The sequence below is a fragment of the Nonomuraea sp. NEAU-A123 genome (assembly GCF_018603905.1).
Taxonomy (GTDB): Bacteria; Actinomycetota; Actinomycetes; order Streptosporangiales; family Streptosporangiaceae; genus Nonomuraea.
Window position 1 is genome coordinate 489,357 of the sequence record NZ_JAHFZZ010000007.1, and the last position, 21,043, is coordinate 510,399.

Annotated in this window: 19 protein-coding genes; 8 read left to right on the forward strand and 11 right to left on the reverse strand. The window is 69.6% G+C overall.

Annotated features, from left to right (window positions below):
• Positions 1-28 precede the first annotated feature (28 nt).
• Together KLK06_RS24490 and KLK06_RS24495 are read right to left on the reverse strand one after the other, a co-directional pair.
• Positions 29-4,315 (reverse strand): GH92 family glycosyl hydrolase, encoded by a 4,287-nt coding sequence (locus tag KLK06_RS24490; RefSeq protein WP_214637895.1) that lies wholly within the window; start codon positions 4,313-4,315, stop codon positions 29-31.
• 61 nt (positions 4,316-4,376) lie between these two features.
• A complete protein-coding gene (locus tag KLK06_RS24495) occupies positions 4,377-4,838 on the reverse strand; it encodes an RDD family protein (protein WP_214637896.1) in 462 nt (153 codons plus the stop codon).
• A gap of 88 nt (positions 4,839-4,926) precedes the next feature.
• Between KLK06_RS24495 and KLK06_RS24500 the strand changes: the two genes are divergently transcribed.
• Positions 4,927-6,054: a hypothetical protein gene (locus tag KLK06_RS24500; RefSeq protein WP_214637897.1), complete on the forward strand. Its 1,128-nt coding sequence runs from the start codon at positions 4,927-4,929 to the stop codon at positions 6,052-6,054.
• Between the two features lie 94 nt (positions 6,055-6,148).
• A complete protein-coding gene (gene glnA / locus KLK06_RS24505) occupies positions 6,149-7,573 on the forward strand; it encodes a type I glutamate--ammonia ligase (RefSeq protein WP_214637898.1) in 1,425 nt (474 codons plus the stop codon).
• 121 nt (positions 7,574-7,694) lie between these two features.
• On the opposite strand, the gene KLK06_RS24510 is transcribed toward glnA, so the two are convergent.
• Positions 7,695-8,267 carry a YbhB/YbcL family Raf kinase inhibitor-like protein gene (locus KLK06_RS24510; RefSeq protein ID WP_214637899.1) on the reverse strand — a complete coding sequence of 191 codons (573 nt, stop codon included), beginning with the start codon at positions 8,265-8,267 and terminating at the stop codon, positions 7,695-7,697.
• A 195-nt stretch (positions 8,268-8,462) separates the two neighbouring features.
• Positions 8,463-9,203: a 4Fe-4S domain-containing protein gene (locus KLK06_RS24515; protein ID WP_214637900.1), complete on the reverse strand. Its 741-nt coding sequence runs from the start codon at positions 9,201-9,203 to the stop codon at positions 8,463-8,465.
• A gap of 113 nt (positions 9,204-9,316) precedes the next feature.
• Between KLK06_RS24515 and KLK06_RS24520 the strand changes: the two genes are divergently transcribed.
• Both KLK06_RS24520 and KLK06_RS24525 read left to right on the forward strand, forming a co-directional pair.
• Positions 9,317-9,589 carry a hypothetical protein gene (locus KLK06_RS24520; protein ID WP_214637901.1) on the forward strand — a complete coding sequence of 91 codons (273 nt, stop codon included), beginning with the start codon at positions 9,317-9,319 and terminating at the stop codon, positions 9,587-9,589.
• A gap of 185 nt (positions 9,590-9,774) precedes the next feature.
• Complete coding sequence (locus KLK06_RS24525) at positions 9,775-10,008, forward strand: hypothetical protein (protein ID WP_214637902.1); 234 nt, start codon at positions 9,775-9,777, stop codon at positions 10,006-10,008.
• Positions 10,009-10,269: 261 nt separating this feature from the next.
• Here KLK06_RS24525 and KLK06_RS24530 read toward each other — a convergent pair whose 3' ends face one another.
• The gene (locus KLK06_RS24530) at positions 10,270-11,613 is read right to left on the reverse strand and encodes an MFS transporter (protein ID WP_250905897.1); all 1,344 of its coding nucleotides are present in this window, start codon (positions 11,611-11,613) and stop codon (positions 10,270-10,272) included.
• Positions 11,614-11,697: 84 nt separating this feature from the next.
• Here KLK06_RS24530 and KLK06_RS24535 point away from each other — a divergent pair, with 84 nt between their 5' ends.
• Positions 11,698-12,651, forward strand: a complete 954-nt coding sequence (locus KLK06_RS24535) for a LysR family transcriptional regulator (RefSeq protein WP_308168421.1) — start codon at positions 11,698-11,700, stop codon at positions 12,649-12,651.
• A gap of 16 nt (positions 12,652-12,667) precedes the next feature.
• A complete protein-coding gene (locus KLK06_RS24540) occupies positions 12,668-13,081 on the forward strand; it encodes a histidine kinase dimerization/phospho-acceptor domain-containing protein (RefSeq protein WP_214638073.1) in 414 nt (137 codons plus the stop codon).
• Here KLK06_RS24540 and KLK06_RS24545 read toward each other — a convergent pair.
• Positions 13,062-13,499 carry a type II toxin-antitoxin system VapC family toxin gene (locus KLK06_RS24545; RefSeq protein ID WP_214637904.1) on the reverse strand — a complete coding sequence of 146 codons (438 nt, stop codon included), beginning with the start codon at positions 13,497-13,499 and terminating at the stop codon, positions 13,062-13,064. The genes KLK06_RS24540 and KLK06_RS24545 overlap by 20 nt on opposite strands.
• Before the next feature lie 250 nt (positions 13,500-13,749).
• On the opposite strand from KLK06_RS24545, the gene KLK06_RS24550 reads away from it, so the two are divergent.
• On the forward strand, positions 13,750-14,082 hold the full coding sequence (locus KLK06_RS24550; protein ID WP_214637905.1) for a hypothetical protein: 333 nt from the start codon (positions 13,750-13,752) through the stop codon (positions 14,080-14,082).
• 49 nt (positions 14,083-14,131) lie between these two features.
• Here KLK06_RS24550 and KLK06_RS24555 read toward each other — a convergent pair whose 3' ends face one another.
• The 3 genes from KLK06_RS24555 to KLK06_RS24565 all read right to left on the reverse strand — a co-directional run bounded on the left by KLK06_RS24555 (position 14,132) and on the right by KLK06_RS24565 (position 18,750).
• The gene (locus tag KLK06_RS24555) at positions 14,132-14,677 is read right to left on the reverse strand and encodes a GNAT family N-acetyltransferase (protein WP_214637906.1); all 546 of its coding nucleotides are present in this window, start codon (positions 14,675-14,677) and stop codon (positions 14,132-14,134) included.
• Between the two features lie 21 nt (positions 14,678-14,698).
• Complete coding sequence (locus KLK06_RS24560) at positions 14,699-15,697, reverse strand: hypothetical protein (protein WP_308168422.1); 999 nt, start codon at positions 15,695-15,697, stop codon at positions 14,699-14,701.
• A gap of 113 nt (positions 15,698-15,810) precedes the next feature.
• Entirely contained in the window at positions 15,811-18,750 is a 2,940-nt protein-coding gene (locus tag KLK06_RS24565; protein ID WP_214637908.1) for a bifunctional [glutamine synthetase] adenylyltransferase/[glutamine synthetase]-adenylyl-L-tyrosine phosphorylase, read from the reverse strand.
• An 86-nt stretch (positions 18,751-18,836) separates the two neighbouring features.
• On the opposite strand from KLK06_RS24565, the gene KLK06_RS24570 reads away from it, so the two are divergent.
• Entirely contained in the window at positions 18,837-19,346 is a 510-nt protein-coding gene (locus KLK06_RS24570) for an HXXEE domain-containing protein (RefSeq protein ID WP_214637909.1), read from the forward strand.
• A gap of 12 nt (positions 19,347-19,358) precedes the next feature.
• Here the strand turns inward: KLK06_RS24570 and KLK06_RS24575 are convergent, their stop codons facing one another.
• Both KLK06_RS24575 and KLK06_RS24580 read right to left on the reverse strand, forming a co-directional pair.
• Entirely contained in the window at positions 19,359-20,246 is an 888-nt protein-coding gene (locus KLK06_RS24575) for a hypothetical protein (protein WP_214637910.1), read from the reverse strand.
• A 70-nt stretch (positions 20,247-20,316) separates the two neighbouring features.
• Positions 20,317-21,018: a type 1 glutamine amidotransferase gene (locus KLK06_RS24580; RefSeq protein ID WP_214637911.1), complete on the reverse strand. Its 702-nt coding sequence runs from the start codon at positions 21,016-21,018 to the stop codon at positions 20,317-20,319.
• Between the last annotated feature and the right edge of the window lie 25 nt (positions 21,019-21,043).

The window sequence follows — 21,043 nt, forward strand, 5'->3', positions numbered from 1 at the left end:
TCTAACCCGGTACGGTTTTATGGCTCGGCTAGAGACCCTTGCACTGCCCCACCGACGGTCCGGAGACCGTGTTGGGCAGGCCGTTCCCGGTCGGCGCCGGGGAGTTGCCCGCGCAGGTCAGCGGCCCCTTGACCGTAGTGGCGGCGATCAGCGGCCCGCTGTCGCCGATCAGCGTGACCGGCCCGCCGACCACCGACTTCTCCAACGCCAGCTCCTTCACCGAGGTCGCCGTGAGCGGTCCGCCCACGGAGGTGTCCACCAGGACCAGCCGGGCCGCGCCCACCGCCGTGACCGGCCCGCCGATCGTGGCGGCCCGCGCGATCAGCGACGCGCCTTGGCGTACGACGACCGGGCCCGTCACGTTCGCGCCCGCCGCCAGGCAGGTCACGCCGGAGCCGACCGTGAGCGGGCCGCTGTGCGTGCCGCTGACGGTCTGCGTGCAGGTCGGATCCGGTGCTGCCAGCAGCTCCAGCTCGGCCAGCGTGCCGGAGGTGGTGAGGCGGTACTGGGCGTACCGGCCGGGACGGGCGACCTTGAAGGGCCGGGTCTGCTTCGCCTGGTCGAACGCCTGACCCTCGCGTTGGTCGATGACCGTCCAGGTCGTGCCGTCGTAGGAGCCTTCGAGCTGCCACGACAGGGCACCGGCGGCCGCCGAGGTGAGGGTATAGAAGTCCACCTTCTCCCGCGTCCCCGCCTGGAGGGTGATATTTCCGGAAATGGTGGCTTCGGTCATCGAGGTGTCGTCCGACAGCGCCGCCGGGCCTCCGGTGACCGGGATGTCGCGCATCGGCCGGGGCGTCTCGCCGTCAGGCGTGATCGACTCGGGCGGCTCGCCCCACGTGGAGGGCTTGGACCCCATCGCGAAGTCCAGTACGGCCCCGCGGGCCAGCACGTCGTGCGGCAGCGCGGTGGACTTCCACGCCTTGCCGTTCACCTTGAGGCCCTGGACGTAGACATTCTCGGCGCTGTTGGCCGGAGCCTTGATCACCAGGTCCTTGCCGCCGGGCAGGTGCACGGTGGCCTTGGTGAACAGCGGCGAGCCGATCGCGTAGTCCTGGCTGCCGGCCTGCAGCGGGTAGAAGCCGAGGGCGCTGAAGACGTACCAGGCGGACATCTCGCCGTTGTCCTCGTCGCCCGGATAGCCCTGGCCGATCTCGCTGCCCAGGTACAGCCGCGACAGCGCCTCCCTGACCTTGGCCTGCGCCTTCCACGGCTGCCCCGCGTGGTCGTACATGTAGATGATGTGGTGCGAGGGCTGGTTGCTGTGGCCGTACTGGCCCATGCGGACGTCCCTGGCCTCGCGCATCTCGTGGATCACGCCGCCGTACGAGCCGGGGAAGGTGGCCGTCTCCTGGTCGGCGAAGAACGCGTCGAGCTTCTTGGCCAGGCCCGCGCGCCCACCGTAGAGGGCGGCGAGTCCGGTGCCGTCCTGGGGTGCGTGGAAGGCCATGTTCCAGCCGTTGGTCTCGGTGTAGTCGTAGCCCCAGACGCGGGGGTCGTAGTCGGCCTTGGTGTGCCGCCACTTGCCGGTGGAGTCGCGGCCCTGGAAGAAGCCCACCTCCGGGTCGAACATGTTGACGTAGTTCAGGGCCCTGTTACGGAAATATTCGGACTCCTCCAGGTACCTGGCCTTCTCCGGGCCGGTGGCGGTCTTCGCCAGGGACGCGGCCATGGTCGAGATGCCGAAGTCGTTGATATATCCGTCCATGGCCCAGGACAGGCCCTCGCCTACCTCGTTGAGCGCCGTATACCCACGGAAGATCGAGGTCTGCAGTCCCTTGCGGCCGACGGCCGGGTTCGTCGGCACGACGGTGGCGTTCTTCACCGCCGCCGCGTACGCCGACTTGGCGTCGAAGCCACGCACGCCCTTGCTGTAGGCGTCGGCGAAGGCCACGTCCGAGCTGGTGCCGACCATGAGGTCGGCGTAGCCGGGCGAGGACCACCGGGCGATCCAGCCGCCGTCTCGGTACTGCTGGACGAACCCGTCGATCAGCTCGCCCGCCTCGGGCGCCAGCAGCGAGTAGGCGGGCCAGGTGGTCCGATAGGTGTCCCAGAAGCCGTTGTTGACGTAGATCTTGCCGTCCACGATCTTGGCCCCGGTCTGGGTGGGGGTGTCGGGTCCGGTCCTGGCCGAGACCGGGCTGGCGTACTTGTAGGCGGGGGTGGCGGCCGTGCCGGTGTTCTCGAAGCCCGAGTTCGGATAGAGGAACAGCCGGTACAGGTTCGAGTAGAGGGTGGTGAGCTGGTCGGGTGTGGCGCCCTCGACCTCGACGGTGCCCAGCTTATCCTCCCAGGCGCGCTGGGCCCGTGCCTTGACCTCGTCGAACGTGCCGTTCTCCAGCTCAAGGTTGCGCTTGGCCTGCTCCACGCCGAGGAACGAGGTGGCGATGCGCATCGTGACCTGCTTGGCGGAGAAGGCGACATAGCCCGTCACGTTGTCGCGGCCCGCCCCGGTCAGCTTGCCACCGGCGGTGGGCTGCTGGTCGAAGACCGCGTAGACGTACATCCGGGTGGCGCCCGCCGACAAGCCGCTCCGCGTGTCGGTGAAGCCGGTGACGACGCCCTGGTCGATGGTCAGCCCGCCGTTGTTGTTGTAGTTGTCGAAGATCAGGCTGCCGCTGTCGCCGGGGAAGGTGAAGCGGAACACCGCCGCGTGGTCCGCGGGCGCGATCTCCGTACGGATGCCGTTGAGCAGGTCGACCCCGTAGTAGTACGGCTTGGCGGTCTCGCCCGAGTGCAGGAACGCGGTGGCCCTGGCGACCCGGTCGGGGTTCGGTGTGGCCAGCAGCGACGGCATGACCTGGAAGGACTGCCGGTCGCCCATCCAGGGGCTCGGCTCGTGGCTGGCGGCGAACGCCTGGATGGTCGGGATGTTGTCGGCGTTGCCGTTGCGGTGGTACTCGTACAGCCACGAGTTCGACCCGGAGCCCGTCATCGGCGTCCAGAAGTTGAACCCGTGCGGCACGGCCGTGGCCGGGAAGTTGTTGCCCCGCGAGAAGCCGCCGGTCGACTGGGTGCCGCGCGTCGTCACCACATGGTCGGCCAGGCTCTCGACCCGCTGCGGCTCGGCGTTGACCAGCGTGATGTCATCGACCCAGCCCTTGAACGGCAGCGGCCCGGCCGGCGCGTCGAACGCGACCAGGATGCGCTTGATCCGCTTGCCCTTGGCCAGGTCGCCGATGCGGGAGCGCTGGAAGTTCCACTGGTCGGCGTAGAGGGTCTTGGACTCGCCCTGCGCCCGTGGCGTCAGCGTGATGCCGTGCTGGTCCTTGGCCTTCAGCTCGCTTAAGTAGGTGCCGTCGGCGAAGGCCAGGTCCACGCTCGCGTACGTGCTGGGGTAGCTCAGCGAGGCGCCGGTGAACTCGGGGAACAGCACGTACGACAGTTCGGTGTCGGCCGTGACCTCGATGTCCGTCTCGAACACCTTGTTGGCCGAGTGGCCGCCACCGCTGGTGGTCGTACTGCCGGAATAACGCAGCGCCTTGAGGCCCGTGTAGCCGGCGCGGGGCTTGGCGGTGTAGCCGCTGCCGGGGCCGGGGCCGATCAGGCTGCGCATGTCGGAGGGCGGTTTGGGGGCGGTGTCGCCGTCCGAGAGCTGGAGTTCGGCGAGCTGGACGATCGTGCCCGAGCCGATCCGCGTGATGTTGAGCCGGTAGTAGAGGTAGGAGGCCGGGTTCGCCACGTCGAACTCACGGGTCTTGAGCCGGGCGTCGAACACCTCTCCGGCCCGCGTGTCCACGGCCGTCCAGGTCTGCCCGTCCGCCGACCCCTCGAGGGCCCAGTCACGCGGGTCGCGCTGGGCCGCGTCGTTGGCCGAAGCCATGGCGTACCGGGTGACCGCGATGGGCTTGGACAGCTTCACCGACACCCAGCCCGTGCTGGTGAACGCCAGCCACTTGGTGTTGACATCGCCGTCGAGCAGGTTCTCCTTCACCTCGCCCGAGGCGGTGTTCTCGCCGCTGGCCGCGATGTCGACGACCTCGTCGGTGATGTTGCCCGGGATGCCGCCCGTGGTGCTGCCGGTGATCCCCTCGGCCTTCCTGCCCTCGTCCACCGTGTTGAGCCAGGCGGGCTGCGGGTCGCCGGTTTCGAGGGAGGAGAAGAAGAGCGCCCCCGGCGGAGCGGTGCGTACGGCCCCGCGTCTCGCGTTCGGGGACGGCGTCACCTCCTCGATGGGCGTCGGCTGCGTGGGTGCCGCCGACGGCGCGTCCGACGGCAGCGGTGACGGAGGCGGATCGGCCACCGCCACCCCGGATAACCCGGCGAATCCCAGTGAGGCCACGGCCGCCACGACCGCAATATGTGCTCTCCGCATGTCGCCCTCCTGACAACGTTGTCAACAGCAGATCCCGAGCCGACAACGTTGTCAATGAGGCTCACATACGAACGACCATCGTGTTGGAGGCGCGGTCGTGGACTCCCCTGTGGTCGCGATCCCAGATGAGCGCGGGCACGGCCAGGCTGAGCAGCAGCGTGCGTATGAGCACGGGCAGCAGCCGCGGGTTGCCGCCGTCCAGCGCGGCGACCCTGATGCCCGCGAGCCGGTGCCCGAACGTCTGCCCCATGAGCCCGACGAGCAGCGCGTACTGCACCGCGAACACGACCGCGACCGCCCACGGCGACTCCGCGGGGTTCATCCTCAGCACCAACTGCACGACCACCCAGGTGCAGATCATCCAGTCGATGACCAGCGCGGCGACGCGCCGCCCCCACCCGGCGATCGCGCCGCTCCCCTGCTCGGGCAGGCCCAGGCGTTCGCCCGGGTACCCGAGATCGACCCCGGCCGCCCTGACGCCCCCCAGCCAGGTCTGGGTCCAGCGCGGTTCGTTCCTGCTCATGCCCTCCACGGTATCCGGCAAGGGTGCCGGTCGGGATCGTGACCCAACCGCGCCACAAAGATCACCTTTCTCCCCCATCATGTTCGCCATGACGAACGGGGATGACTTAGACGCGCGCTTCAACGAGCTCGTCGCGCAGATCGACGCGGACGAACAGCGCAGGATGCGCGCGGCGGCCACCCGGGGGAGCCGGCCGCCACGCTCGGACAAGGCCATGCGGCCTCTGGGGCGAGCCAGGCGCGGGCTGCTGGCCACCGCCGCGGTGATCACGGTGATCGCCGCCGCGGGCGCGATCGTCGCCTTCCGCCCCGACCTGCTGTCTCCTTCGGGACAGCCGGCGGGCCCGATCCCCGAGGAGACCCAACCGGTGATCGCCGCCCCGGCAGGCGTACAGACCGCGACGTCGGCAGCGACCGGAACGGAGCCCGCAGCTCAGGAGCCGACCGGCACGCAGACCGAGACGCTGGCGGCGACCGGCACGCAGACCGGGGCCCCGGGGGAGGAAACCGCCGCGGATCCGTTCGCGGGCTCCCCCGCCGAGAAGTACGCCGAGGGCGCGGCGGGCTTCGTGATGCCGAAGGCGAAGGCGATCGGCGGCGTGTCGAAGAAGGACGTCGCGAAGGCTCTGGACCGCACCCGCGACCTCATGGCCGCGGCCTACCTCGACCACAAGGCGCTCATGGGCGGCAAGCCGTCGGCCTTCATGAAGCTGCTCGATCGCGAGCAGCGCGTCTGGTACCGGAAGAACCTGGATCGCAAGAAGCCGGACAAGGACGACTTCGACAGCCGCGGCTGGGTGATCAGCTTCGCCCCGAAGACCGCCCAGCTCGCCACCGACGTCATCAAGGTCAGCGGCAGGACCACCCTGGCCAAGGCCAGGAAATACGGCCGCACCGGAGCGCTGCTGAAGCTGAACCACCTCGTCGTGTACGCCGTGCACCGCCCGGGACAGCCCGCCACGACGGTCCGCCTTGTCGCTCACCCCACCGGCAGCGTGTTCGTCTACCGCGAGGCGGGCGAGCTCGTCCTGTGGCTGGAGAGCTGGGGCGCCAGCAGTACTCCCGCACGCTGCGACGTGGACGACGCCTTCATCCATCCCTCCTACGCGGACTCGGCTCCGGACGCGGTGGGAGCGAGCGGCCCACCGTCTGACCCCTACGATCTGCACGAGGAAGAAGACCGTAAGGACGAGTGTCGCGCTTCGGATCCGACATGAGCCGCTTAACATGTGCGAAACAACCGAGACACCGATCGGAAACGGCCACGACTTAACGTCGGCCTGATAGCCATGTCCCCAGGGAGGTTCGAGAGTGTTCAACTCCGCCGACGACGTCCTGAAGTTCATCAGTGACGAAGGGGTGCAGTTCGTCGATGTCAGGTTCACCGACCTGCCGGGGACGACGCACCACTTCACCTTCCCGGTCGAGAACTTCGGCGCCAGCGTCTTCACCGATGGCCTCATGTTCGACGGCTCGTCGATCCGCGGGTTCCAGGCCATCCACGAGTCGGACATGCTGCTGCTGCCCGACCCGTCCAGCGCCGTGATCGACCCGTTCCGCCAGCACAAGACGCTCAATATCAACTTCTTCGTCCACGACCCGCTGACCGGCGAGGCCTACAGCCGCGACCCGCGCAACGTGGCTCGCAAGGCGGAGGAATACCTCAAGGGCACCGGCATCGCCGACACCGTCTATTTCGGTCCCGAGGCGGAGTTCTACATCTTCGACGACGTCCGCTTCGAGACGAAGCAGAACGCCGGCTACTACTACATCGACTCCATCGAGGGCGCCTGGAACACCGGCAAGGCCACCGAAGGCGGCAACCTCGGCTACAAGCCCCGGTACAAGGGCGGATACTTCCCGGTCCCGCCGATGGACCACTTCACGGACCTGCGCTCGGAAATGGTGCGCAACCTCATCGAGGCCGGCATCGACGTCGAGATGCAGCACCACGAGGTCGGCACGGCCGGTCAGGCGGAGATCGACTTCAGGTTCGGCACGCTGCTCAAGACGGCCGACAACCTGATGCTCTACAAGTACGTCATCAAGAGCACGGCCCTGGAGTACGGCCACACGGTCACGTTCATGCCCAAGCCGATCTTCGGCGACAACGGCTCCGGCATGCACTGCCACCAGTCGCTGTGGAAGGACGGCTCGCCCCTCTTCTACGACGAGGTCGGCTACGCGGGCCTGTCCGACACGGCCCGCTACTACATCGGCGGCCTGCTCAGGCACGCCCCGTCGCTGCTGGCGTTCACGAACCCGACGGTCAACTCCTACCACCGCCTGGTCCCCGGCTACGAGGCCCCGGTCAACCTGGTCTACTCCCAGCGCAACCGCTCGGCCTGCGTCCGCATCCCGATCACGGGGTCCAACCCGAAGGCCAAGCGCATCGAGTTCCGCGTGCCGGACCCGTCGTGCAACCCGTACTTCGCCTTCTCGGCCATGCTCATGGCCGGCCTCGACGGCATCCGCAACAAGATCGAGCCCCCGGAGCCCGTCGACAAGGACCTCTACGAGCTGCCCCCGGAGGAGGCCCGCCAGGTGCCACAGGTGCCCGGCTCCCTCCCCGAGGTCCTCACCGCCCTGGAAGCCGACCACGACTACCTGCTCGAAGGCGGCGTCTTCACGCCCGACCTGATCGAGACGTGGGTGGCCTACAAGCGCGAGAACGAGGTCGACCCGATCCGGCTGCGTCCGCACCCGCACGAGTTCGAGCTCTATTACGACGTGTGACGGCACGGTTCTCCGGCGCCAATCGTCGTCGCTGAGCAACGTCAGCCAGCAGGGAAACGGCCCGGCATCATGATCGATGCCGGGCCGTTTCTGTATCGAGCCGCCCAGCGTCGGTGCGGTGTCAGCGTGTGTAGAGACCGTCGAGGCGTCCGCGGGCCAGGGCCGGGCCGATCACGGTGGCGAGTACCGCACTGGGCTTGGCTGTTTCCAGCGTCGCGTCGCCTTCCGCTGAGGTTATGGCGGTGGGCAGGGCGAACAGTTGGAAGACGTAGCGGTGCGGGCCGTGTCCCTTGATCGGTTCGGGGCCCAGGTAGCCGCGCCCCATTTGTGAGCGAAGAATCCGCACTCCCTGGACCGGACTCCCTGTGTTCAAGGCTCCGGTAGGCAGCGTGACGAGATCGGGTTCGAGCAGGGCGACGCAGTGGACGAACGGGATGCGGGTGGGAGAGTCGACGTCCTGGACGACCAGCAGCAGTTGGGCGGTGCTTTCGGGGGTGCCGCTCCAGGCCAGGGCGGGAGAGCGGTTCTCGCCGCCGGCGCGCTTGCCAACGTGGGCCTTAGGGATGACGCTCTCGTGTTCGAAATCGGAGCTGTGCAGGCCCAGCAGCTCGGGTCCGGCCATGGCGGGGAGGTTCCAGGCCAGATGAGCTTCGCCGGCGCGCTTGTTCTTCAGCAGGGTTCCCAGAATCGTCACGGTGTGTCCTTGTCTGATACGAGTGGCCGATGCCGTGCGGGCCGTGGTGCAGGCTGGGCTGGTCCCTCACCAGCGGACTGCCGTGAAGTCGATCGGCCTGGGCGGTAGTAGTCGCGTGCGTTCTGCCAGCGCTCGCAGCCGCCGGGACATCTCGTCGACGGGCAGTCGGTGGCGGTCGCCGTGGCCTGGCAGGATTCATTGGAAGCGCAGCCGTCCGGCCGTCCTGGCCAGGGAGGTGGCCAATTCCTCGATGGAGTACCAGGTCACACTGTCCGCGACTTCCAGATCGCCGGTGGTGCGTGACCAGTAGAAGCTGTCTCCGCTGAAGCAGTACCGGTCATCCGCGAGGTAGAGCACGCTGCCTCGGGTGTGGCCGGGCAGTGGATGGGCGGTGACCCCCTCGCCGATCTCCAGAGGTTCCAGGCCCCGGATCACGTGGTCCGCGTTCGGTGCCGCGTCGAGGTCGCCCTCGTGGATCCACAGGTGGGCGCCGAAATGATCCGCATAGCGGCGGCCGTGTGCGGCGTGGTCTCGGTGTGTGAGCAGCACATCGGTGACCGGGCCCGATGCCGCGTAACGCACGGCGAGTTCACTGCTCCAGCGCGGTGTGTCGATCATCATTGCCGTGCCGGAAGGCCGTAGCAGCAGGTAGGAGCTGGCCCCGGCGGTGTGCCGGGAGTTGTGCCCGCACAACAGTACGTTGCTGTCCAAGGCCATCGGAAAAGGGTCGAGCGCCTGGTCCAGCACACCGGACTCTGGGCGGATCGAGCGTGTGGGGCAGGCGAAGGCGGCCGCGTGGAGGCGCCGAGTCTCCGCCTCATCGTTCGGCGGGCGCAGGATCTGCGACCTTCCGCCGAGCTCGCCGATCAGGTTGGGCGCGAGCTGCCGGGCGGAATCGCAGTTGATGCAGCGGTCGTCCACGTACCAGCCGTCCATGGCAGGACTCCTTCCAAAGGGGGCGACCCCGGACCTGGGCCGCCATTAGGCCCTCCGGTCCACAGTAGCTGCACAGATAAGTATCTGAACCGCGAAGATAAATGGAACCCTGCATGCCCGTCAAACCGCAGGACGACCAGAACGACGAACCGGCCAACCGGATCATCGCGTCCATGTTCGCCACGATCCGCACCCCGCGCTCCCGGCCGGTGATCGCCGCAGTACGGATGCGCCGCAGCAAAGCCGTCGACTCCCGCGGCGCCCCGAAATTCGCCGCCGGCCCTGGCCACCGCGGCCGAGGTCGGCTGCAGTCGTGTACGCGTACGAGACGGGCGTCGTGGCACCCGGGGACAACCCTCCCTGAGCTTCCCCTGGTCCGAAAATGAAGAGCCCAGGTCGGCAGGATGAAGGTCGCGGGTTCAAGTGGACTCGTCACGCCAGAACTCCGAACATAAATGATCGACTGCTGCTGGCAGTGTTGATCAAAGGCGGATACCGTGATGTCAGATCACGCAAATGGCCTTGGCATTCGCCCTGGCCGGAAAAGCCCGGTGGATCTGGAGGAACGTCCATGAACATCAAGCGAGGGGTTTTAGCGGCGGTGTTGGCAGCCGGCGTGCTCGCTCTCGGCTCGACCCCGGCTCACGCTATTCCTCCTCCCCCGCCAGGGGGCGATCTCCTCATCGTCATCAGCTACTACAGCGGGGACCAGGTCGTCGGCCAGCGCTGGTCCGGCTGCGGCCAGCCTCCTGGCGAGTGGGGAACGCTGTCGGGCACGCAGAAAATCTTTTTCACACCCTGCTGAGCGAATGGAAGAGACTTTCCTGTCTGGCATCTCAACGAGAAACTGCTCAGACGGTTAGCGAGGCACGCGGCCAAACCCCCGGAGTGGCCAAATGGCGACTCCGGGGCATCACGAAAGTCGCGCCGACGCCACTCTGAACCACCAGACGCGGACCAGCCGGTACTGCTCGAATTCCTCGGCATGGTCCACCGGCAAAGCTCGCAATACCGCGAGAGGGTTCACTGCCCAGAATCCAGGTGCGCCATGTTCGACACCCCGCGATTACTTCCCGACGGGAAGTTCACCCGGTGAGTCAACGGCCGGCACCGTCCGTCGGGCGCGGGCCGCGAGGCCGTAGCAGGCGCAGGTCAATGCGGTCAGGGTGGCGGCCACCGGCAGCGGGTGGGACAAGCCGCCGAGTACGGCCACTCCGAGGGTGGCGCCGACCTGGCGGGAGGCGTTGAGGACGCCGCCCGCCGTACCCGCCGTGCCGGGCGGCGCGCTGGTGACCACGCCCGCCATCAGCGCGGGCAGCACGTACGACAGCCCGAAGCCCATCACCACCAGCCATGGCGCCAGAAGATCGGTGAGCGAAACGCCGCCCAGGCCGATCGCGAGCAGGGCGAGGCCGCCGAAGATCGGTGGGCGGGGGCCGTAGCGGGCCACCAGGCGGCCGGTGAGCAGCGGGTTCACCGTCATCGGGAGGGTGAGGGGCAGGAAGGCCAGCCCGGTGGCCAGCGGGGTCAGGTGGCGGCTGTCCTGCAAGAACAGGGTCAGGACGAACAGGGCGCCGGAGAAGGCGAAGTTCGCCACCGCGCCCGCCAGCAGCTCCGGCCAGGTCACCGCGAGCAGGCCGCCGGGCAGGACAGGAGCGTGGCTACGGCGCGCCACGACCGCCTCGCGGCGCTCCGTCAGCACCGCGCGGCGATCCACGAGCATCTTGCGGCGCTCCACGAACACCAGCGCGGCCAAGGCGACCAAGGCCGACAACCCGGCGATCAATGACGAGTCGATCAGGGCTTCGGCGAGCAGGCCGAGGAGTACGCAGGCCAGCGCCTGCACCCACCAGTCGATGAGGCGGTGCCCACGGGCCGAACGGACCTTCCGCATGGCCAGCAGGCTGATCAGGGCGAGGGGCGGGTTGAGGAGGAAGACGGCCCGCCAGCCGTACAAGTCGACCAGCAGGCCGCCGAGCAGCGGGCCCGCGGCCAGGGCGGTGCCGGTGATGGCGGCCCAGAGGCCGGTGGCGCGGGCGCGGGTGGCCGGGTCGGGGAAGAGTTCGGGCAGGAGGCCGAGCGAGCCGCCCGTGCAGAGCGCGCCCGCCACGCCGAGCAGAGCGCGCAACACGATCAGTGCGCCGAGATGGGGCGCCGCGGCGCTCAGCAGCGAGATCACGCCGAAGGCCACCACGCCGACCTTGAAGATCCGCGCGGCGCCGTACCGGTCGGCGACCGCTCCCCCGGTGAGCAGCGACGTGGCGAACGCGACGGTGTAGGCGTTCACCGCCCACTGCTGCCCGGCCAGCGAGCCACCCAGGGAGGCGCGCAGATCGGGCAGCGCGATGGTGAGCACGGTCGTGTCGAGGATCACCAAGAAGTAGGCCAGAGAGAATCCGAACATCTTCATGCCCCTCAGCCTGCTAAAAGATGATGTTTCCCCTCAACAGGCGCAACCGCAGGGGGCATTCGGGAAAACCGTATGCTGACATTTGTGGATTTGCGTCAGTTGCGAGGGTTCGTGGCGGTGGCAGGGGCGGGCACCGTCACCGGGGCCGCGAACACCCTCGGCCTCGCCCCGGCCTCGGTGTCCGAACAGGTGCGCAGGCTGGAGGACAGCCTCGGCGTCGCGCTCTTCGAGCGCACGCCCCAGGGCATGCGCCTGACCGGACCCGGCGCCACCCTGCTCACCCGGGCGCAGGACCTGCTCGACCACGCGGACGAGGTACGGCGTGCGGTGACCGGCGAGCGTCACCGGGTTCGGATCGGGGCGCTCGAGATGCTGGCCGCGGCCAAGCTGCCCGCCATCGTCCGCCACCTGTCCGAACGCCGCCCCGACTTGGAGGTGGATGTACGGTCGCTGACCAGGCAGGCGTTGCTGTCCGAGGTGGCCGGCGGCGGCCTGGACGCGGCGCTCCTGCTCGACTCCGGTCCCCGGATCGGCGGCCTGGGCTTCACCCCTCCGGCCGACCTGGACTTCCTGGACGTGGGCGAGGTCAGGCTGCTGCTGGTCGCGGCTCCGGACGGTGACAGGGAGCCGCTGCTGGTCAGCACGCCGGGCTGCTCGATCCGGCTGGCGGCCGACCAACTGTTCGGTGCTCGGGTGCCGCGCAGAGAGCTGACCAGCATCGCCACGGCTCGCGAGTGGACCAGGCAGGGCTTCGGAAGGGCACTGCTCCCCGACTTCGTACTGGAAGCCGACCTCGCCTCCGGCGCGCTGATCCCGCTCGACTTCACCCCTGAGACAGGTGGTGCGCCGGTCCCGCTCGACTTCACGCCCGAGAAGAACGGTGCACCGGTCCCCCGCGACCGCCCCCTGGAGACGGGACCGGCCTCCGGCGTACCGGTTCCGCTCGATTACGACGCGCCGAAGCTGGCCCTGCGGCTGGTCTGGCTGCGCAGCCGCGAGGCCGCCCTGCGCGACGTGCTCTACGCGATGAGCATCTGAGCAGGCCTGAGCCTTCCTGGCACGCAGGAGCACCGGCAGCCTGATCCGGCTGACCGCCGTCGCCGAGCAGGTCGCCTCCACCGGCGAGCTGGACGTGCTCGTGCCGGTCACCGGGCAGGACGTGATCGGCCGGCTCGGCCGCTCCTTCGAGGGTATGCTCGCCCGCCTGACCCGCTCCAAGCACGACCAGCGGCGCCTGGTCCAGGACGCGGGGCACGAGCTGCGCACGCCGCTCACGAGCCTGCGTACCAACATCTCGGTCCTGCACCGCGTCACTGAACTGCCGCCTCAAGAGCGAGACGATCTCTTGCGGGACCTGGCTCAGGAGGCGCGCGAGCTGACCCACCTGGTCGACGAGCTGGTGCAGCTCGCAGTCGACGAGCGCGAGGACGCGGACTCGGCGCAGTGGGTCAGACTGGAAAGACCTTGACCTTGGAGTTTCCGGCGCCACGCGGCAGACTCGAGCGATCCAGACACTCCCCGAGGAGCTTTTCCAGCTCGTCCGGGGCGGATGTGAGAACCCGGGCGGGCTTGTCGGCGGTGGTGATCGCCGTCGCGGCGACCATCGCGTCAATGGCGTACTTGTGACCGTGCAGCCCCGCGGATTTAAGCAGGTCTGACGCCCGCTGGGCGAGGTCCTTGGTGAGCGGTTCCACAGTCAGCCGGGACAGCGTCCAGGCCAGCCGTGCGGGATGGACTCTGTCATGATCGGCCTCGACGATCGTGACAGCACTGATGACAACACGGATGTCGTCCTCGAACGCGACGGCAAGCCGGGCGCTCATCTTGCGATCAGCTCGCAAGTATTGGGAGAGGGCTTCGCTGTCCAGAATCCAGGTGCCGCTCACGCCACCTCACCGCGGGTACCGAGGCCAAGCATCTCCTCCCGAGCTGCCTGAATCTCCGCCCCGGTGAGCGGGCCGTGGAAACGTTTTGCTAGAGATGCTGTTCACCGTCAGGCCCTCGGCCCATGGTCGTCTCCTTCGTCCTGGTGAGAGCCGATCGGGTCCCAGAGCAGCGGGGCGAGGACGAGCTGAACGGTCCGGGGGTCGGCGTCAGCTTTCTGCGGTGTAATGGGGAGGAGTCTCCCTTTATGATGTGCCCCGGGATGACCCTGACACCGGGCACATCAAGCGGCATGAACGGGAAGCCATGGCAGCGGAGTTCGCGATCGGTGAGTACATCCTGGTGCATGACGGCAGGACCTTAGATGTCTTCCACTGTCTGGCGGATGCCAGGCGATACCACGTGGCGTTCCTCGGGGTGGACGCGAAACCACACCGTGACGGCTTCAAGGTGACGATCGGCACCAGGTACGACGACCGGATCGTCAACGGGGTGCCGTTGAAGATGGATCAGCAGCAGTTCGCGCGTTTCCAGGAATTCATGGCCGCCATGATCGAGGCGCGCGATGGCACAACCGCCCAGTAGCCGCACAGGATAGCTCCCGCCCACCTCCCGTCCGAAACCACGAGGTGCCCTAAATAGGGCCGATCGCCTGACCGCGCTTGAGCCGGTACAGGACGTGCGGGCGGAGCGGATTGTCCTCCGCGATGCCCGGGAAGTAGAAGTCGTCGGCTATGTCGCGGGTCATGCCCAGGCGTTCCATGACCTTGCGTGAGCGGGTGTTCCGCACGGTCGTCATGGAGATGATCTCGTCCAGCCCCGCCTCGTCGAACCCATACCGTACGGCCTGCCTGGCCGCCTCGATCGCGTACCCGTGCCCCCACGCCGCCTTCGCCAGCCGCCAGCCGACCTCGACAGCCGGAGTGAACGGCGCCTCGAACGTCTGCAGGACCAGCCCGGTGAAGCCGATGAACTCGCCGCTCTCGCGCACCTCCAGCACCCAGAGCCCGTAGCCGTGGGCCTCGAAGCCCTCCTCGATCCTGTCGACGAAGGTGTCGCTCTGCTCCCTGCTCAGCAGGGCGGGGAAGTGCTCCATCACCTCGGCGTCGGCGTTCATCGCCGCGAACGGATCCCTGTCTTCGTCGCGCCATCTGCGCATGATGAGCCGTTCTGTCTCCATCCGATCCACACTAACCCAGATCTAACGGCGACCGCGGATGCCTGTGAGGCGGCGCAGCAGGTCCCACCAGAACGACGCGCCGAACAGCAACGCCACGAACGTCAGCAGATAGCCAGGCCAGTGGCTGAGCGTGGTGAGGCGGTCCCACCACATGCCGCCGTTCCAGTTGACACTCGGATCGCCCTCGGCCGGGATCACCACGTTGACGATCGCGTGGTCGAACACCTTGACCAGCGCGGGCTGGCTCAGCGTGTCGGTGATGCACGGCACCGGGTTCGACTGCGCGCACTGCTCCTTGAGCTCGGTGTAGGCGTCGGGCCCCGCCTCGGACACGGCTGTGACCGAGGCGCGGAAGGCGTTGTCGCGCAGCAGGGTCTTGCCGTATTCGAACCCGTCCATCGTGAACAGCAGCACCACCACGATGCCGAGCAGGGCGACGACCCACTTGACGTAGCGCTTGTAGAGCATCGACAGCCGCTGCATCTCGCCGTCGAACCAGGTCTCCACGCCCTGCCGGAAACGGTCCATGTCGCGCTGCGCGGAGTCCCACACACCCTTGAGATGGCCGTGCAGCGGGCTGCCCATCGACTTGAGCTTGGCCAGCAGCCCCTCGACGCCGTCTTTCTCGACGGCCGCCATCTCCATCAGCGCCACCGCGAAGCGTTCCGGCGGGATGTTGGCGATGCTGGTGCGGCCCCTCTTCGGGTGGTCGATCTCCTGGACCCGCTGGTAGAGGAGTTTCGTCATGGCGTCTTCGGCCTTGGTCTCGTGCTCGGGCGCCTGTCCCGCCTCGACCGGGGCCGGCTGGTCGCTGTGGACCGGCCGTGGGTCGCGGACGAACGGCAGCGACGCGAACACGTCCGCCACCTTGGCGGGCAGCCAGGACTTCCCCTGCGCGTCGCTGCCGTCCATGGTGTCGCGGAGGTAGGCCCACAGGAACTTGCTGCGGATGCCGAGCAGCCGTACGAAAGCCTCGTTCAGCCCGCTCACCAGCAGCGAAAGCATGAGGAACGCGAGCACGAGACCTAACGCCAGGTCAACGTAAATGGAAAGCAAAATCGATCACCCCGCGCCTTGATACACCCGGCGACGCACCGCCCGCACGGCTTGTAGCCAAGCTGTGACAGCCGGGGTCAGGAGTCGTAGAAGACCCGGTGGACCACCTGGCGGGCGCGGCGGGTCACCCGGCGGTAGTCGTCGAGGAAGTCCTCCGAGCCGTCGGGAGGGTAGCCGAGCATGCGGGCGATGAGCCTGCGCTCCCTGACGTCGGCCGGGACGCTGTCGCCGGGACGGCCCTTGACCAGCATGACCGCGTCCCTGATGCGGGAGGCGAAGCGCCAGGCCGCCGTCAGCACGGCCGCGTCGGCGTTCGCGAGCAGGCCCTCCGCCTCGGCCGCCCGCAGCGCCTCCAAGGTACGGGTGGTCCGCAGGGCGGGGTGCCCGGCCGCGAAGCGGAGCTGCAGCAACTGCGCCACCCACTCCACGTCCGACAGGCCGCCGGGGCCCAGCTTGGTGTGCAGGGCGGGGTCGGCGCCGCGCGGCAGTCGTTCGGCCTCCACGCGGGCCTTGATCCGCCTGATCTCGCGTACGACGTCGTCGGGCAGGCCGTCCGGCGGGTAGCGCAGCTTGTCGATCACGGAGATGAACTCGGCGCCGAGCGCGGCGTCACCGGCGGAGAAGCGGGCCCGCAGCAGCGCCTGCGCCTCCCACGGAGACGACCAGCGCGCGTAGTAGGCGCGGTAGGAGGCCAGCGTACGGACGAGCGGGCCCTGCCTGCCCTCGGGGCGCAGGTCGGGGTCGATGAGCAGCGGCGGGTCGGGGGCGGGGAGGGCGAGCAGCCGGCGCAGCTCGTTGGCGACCGCGTACGCGGCGTCGGTGGCGTCGCGTTCGGAGGCGCCGGGCACGGGCGAGTGCACGAACATCACGTCGGCGTCGCTGGCGTAGGAGGACTCCATGCCGCCGAGCCGTCCCATGGCGATCACCGCGAACCTGGTCGGCAGCTCCGCCCGCCGCTCGACCTCGACCTTGCCGATCGCCACGTCCAGCGCGGCCTGGATGGTCACGTCGTTCAGCGACGACAGCGCCACCCCCACCTGCTCGATGCTCATGAGTCCGGCGATATCGGCTACGGCCGTACGGAACAGCTCCCTGCGCCGCAGCGCACGCGCGGCGGCCACCGCCGACTCCATGTCGGACCCGTGCCTCGACACGGCCGCCGACGCCTCCTTCAGCAGCGCGTCCGGCGAGCGCGGGGCCAGGCCCTCGTCGGAGCCCAGCAGCCCGACGGCGTCGGGCGCGTTCATGAGCAGGCCGGTCGCGTAGCGGCTGGTGCCGAGCACCCGCGCCATCCGCGCCGCGACGGCCGTCTCGTCGCGCAGCAGCCGTAGGTACCACGGCGTGGCACCGAGCTTGTCGCTCACCTGGCGGAACCCGAGCAGCCCGGCGTCCGGGTCGGGCGCGTCGGCGAACCAGCCGAGCATGACCGGCAGCAGCGTCCGCTGGATCGCCGCCCGCCGCGAGACGCCCGTGGTCAGGGCGGCGATGTGGCGCAGGGCGCCGTTGGGGTCGACGTAGCCGAGCGCCTGCAGCCGGGCGGCCGCCGCCGTGGTGGACAGCCGGGACTCCGACTCGGGCAGCCGGGCCACCGCCTGCAGCAGCGGCCGGTAGAACAGCTTCTCGTGCAGCCGCCGCGCCTCCCTCGCGTGGCGCCGCCACCTGGCGGTGAACTCCCCCACCGGGTCGGCGTGCATGCCGAGCGCGCGGCCCAGCCTGCGCAGGTCGCCGGGGTCCGACGGCAGGATGTGCGTACGGCGCAGCCGGTGCAGTTGCAGCAGATGCTCGACCTGGCGCAGGAACGTGTACGCCTCGGCCAGCCCGCGCGAGTCCTCGCGCCCCACGTAGCCGCCGCGGGAGAGCGCGGCCAGGGCGGGCAGCGTGGCCTTGCGCCGCAGCAGCGGATCGAGCCGCCCGTGCACGAGCTGCAGCAACTGCACCGCGAACTCGATGTCACGCAGCCCGCCGGGGCCCAGCTTGATCTGCCGTTCGCCCTCGGCCCGTACGTGGGACTCGACGCGGCGGCGCATGGCCTGCACGTCCTCGACGAAGTGGTCCCGGGTCGCCGCCGACCAGACGAACTCGTTGACCGCCTCGACGTAGGCCGCGCCCAGCGCGAGGTCGCCCGCCACCGGCCGCGCCTTGAGCAGCGCCTGGAACTCCCAGGTCTTGGCCCAGCGCCGGTAGTAGGCCAGATGGCTGCCCAGCGTGCGTACCAGCGGCCCCGCCCGGCCTTCCGGCCGCAGCCCGGCGTCGACCTCCCACAGCGAGCCCTCCGGGGTGGTCGCGGTGCAGGCCCGCATCATGGCCTGGGCCAGGCGGGTGGCGCCGCGCAGGGCCGCCGTCTCGTCGGCGCCCTCGCGTGGCTCGGCCACGAAGATCACGTCCACGTCGCTGATGTAGTTGAGCTCCCTGGCGCCCTGCTTGCCCATGCCGACCACGGCCAGTCGTACGTCGCTCGCGTCGACCTCGGCCCGCGCGATGGCCAGCGCGGCCTCCAGCGCCGCGCCCGCGAGGTCGGACAGCTCGGCGGTGACGTCGGGCAGGCCGATCTGCCCGGTGAGGTCCCGCGCGGCCAGGTGCAGCAGCCGCCCGCGGTAGGCGACCCGCAGCCTCACCAGCGCGTCGGGATCCGACGCGCGCGGCTCGTCCTCCTCCGGCTCGGCGCCGACCGCGCGCAGCAGCTCCGCCCGCGCGTCTCCGAGCTCGGGCACGGCCATGAGCCCGAGCTGTTCGGGATGGCGTACCAGATGCTCCCCCAGGGCGGCGCTCACCCCGAGCACCGCGAGCACCCGGGCCTGGAGGTCTTCGTCCGCGCGCAGCGTGTCGAGCACGGTGGGCTCGCGCTCGGCGAGCCGGGTCAGGGAGGCGAGCGCCAGATCGGGATCGGCCACGGCTACCAGTCCTTTGAGCAGGTCGTCCAGCTCGGTCCCCGACTGTCGTACCAGGGTCGCGGCCCGCGCGCCGTCGGCGAAGCCGAGCTTTGCCAGGCGGGCGGCGGTGGACTCGATCCTCGGCACACCCCCATCTTGACAGCCCTCTGGTTCTGGAGCCTAAAGTTAAACGCAACGTTGCGTTGCGTTTTGCTTGACGGGGAGGTTCTGGGATGGACGGTGTACCGGCGGCGGTGACGTGGGGGCTGCTCGCGGCCTGGGCGGTGCACGACGCGGAGGAGCTGGCCACGATGGCCCGCTGGACCCGGGAGGCCCGGCCGGAGCTGGAGCGGCGCTATCCGCGCGTCCCCTGGCAGCGGCTGGAGATGTCGCAGCGGCAGGTCAACGTGGCGATCGGGCTGATGGGCGGGGTCATGGCCGGGGCGTCGGCCGCGGGGGCGCTCACCGGAGGGCGTAGTCCGGTGTTCCAGGCGGTGCTGGCCGGGTTCGGCCTGCATGGGGTGGGCCATCTGGCGCAGTCGGCGGTCGCGCGTGGCTACACGCCCGGCGTGGTGACAGCGCCGGTGGTGGTGATCCCGTTCACGGTGTGGGCGTGGTGGCGGCTCAAGGCGTCCGGCGTGCCGGCGGCGAGCGGCCGGTCGGCCCTGGCGGGGCTGGCCGCCCTGCCGCTCGTCCTGGGCGGCGTCCACGCACTCGCCCACGCGCTCACCAAGCGCCGGTAATCCGGCACCGTGTCAGTCGACGCAGACCAGGAACTGGTCCGTGTCCCAGGGGCCGGCCAGGCCGGTCTCGTCCTCGGCCGCCCTCGTGGTCGCCTCGTTCAGCCCGGCCGACGGGAAGACGGCCATCGGGATGACCTGGTTCTGCTGGCCGCCGTTGCCGACGCCCGTTCCCACGATGCGCTGGGCGGGGTTCGGGCAGGCGACGAGGGTGCTCTTGGGGCTGGCGGAGTTGCCCTGGACCTGGGCGGGCATCTCCACCGCGTAGCCCGGCGGCTGGTCACCGCACACGGCGAAGGCCGTCACCCGCCACCTTCCCGCGAACCCGCCCTCGGCCTCGTAGGCGTTGGCGAAGGTGAAGGCGTCCTGGAGGCCGACCTCCGTCAGGAAGACCTTGCCGTCGCCGCCCTCGATCCGGCCACCGGTGCCCAGCGCGACCTTGCCCGCCGGGCAGTTGACGGTCTGCGCGTCGCTGGGCGGGGAGCCCGGCGTTCCTGGCTGCCTGAGGTAGACGAGCCCGGGAAGTTTCCCGCACACCGCGTACACCTTCAGCCGCCACTGACCGCCGAAGCCGTTGAAGTCCTCGTGCGCGGCGGCCTCGAAGTAGTGCCCGGAGCCATGGGCCACCGGCTCCAGCCGGGTGAGCACCACCTGCGCGGTGGCGTTCGGCGCCTGTCCCGCCGTGCCCCCCTCGATGGAGGCGCCACCGCTGATCACCCGCGTTCCGTGCGGGCAGCGGGCGCGGGCCGATTTCGCTTTCGCGGAGTCCTTGCCGGTCTGCGCCGAGACCCGGACGACCGGTGGGGCCGAACGCGCCGCCGCGTCCGCCACCGGCCCCGCCAAGGTCAGACCAATCGTCGCGCACACCGCCAGGGCCGCGCGCACTGCCGTGCGTCGTTTCATGACCGTCCTACCCCCTCGATCGATGAGGCAGCGTAGGACGGCCCGGAAGCCGATCGCGTCAGGGAACGACCTAGTGCATCCCCTGAATCGGCTCCCGATCACGATCCAGAATCACGCGCCCGAACGCCTCCGCCATCGGCCGCCAGGTGGCGACCAGCGCCTCCTCGGCCGCGACGACGGCCGCGTTGAGCTCGCGGGCCGAGCCGAGGCCCGAGGCCGTGGTCCACGAGGTGAAGATCTCCGGCGTGGCCTCCGGGTGGAACTGCACCGCCCAGGCCGCCTCGCCGAGCCGGTACGCCTGGTTCGGGTACTGCGCGCCGGTCATCAACGGCACCGCCCCCTCGGGCAGCCGGGCCATCACGTCCTGGTGGTACTGGACGGCCACGGCCGTGCCGGCACCCGACAGCAGCGGATCGGTGGCCGCGGCGGGCAGCGCGACCACCTCGCAGGCGCCCACCTCCAGCCCGGCGCCGCCTCGCTCCACGGTGCCGCCACAGGCCAGGGTCATCAGCTGCGCGCCGAGGCAGATGGCCAGCGTGGGCGTCCCCTCCTCGACGGAGCGGGCCAGCAGGTCGCGGGTGGCGGGCAGCCACGGGCAGCGCTCGTCCTCCCACGCGGCCGCCTCCCCGCCGAGCACGATCAGCCCGTCGGCGGCCCGCGAGGGGACCTCCTCGCCCAGGTACGGACGGACGACGTCGCAGACCGGCCCCAGCCAGCCGCCCAAGTAGCCGAGCGGCGCGTCCGCCTCATGCTCGATGACCGTGATGCGCATACGGAGTAATTTATCCGCCCAAAAA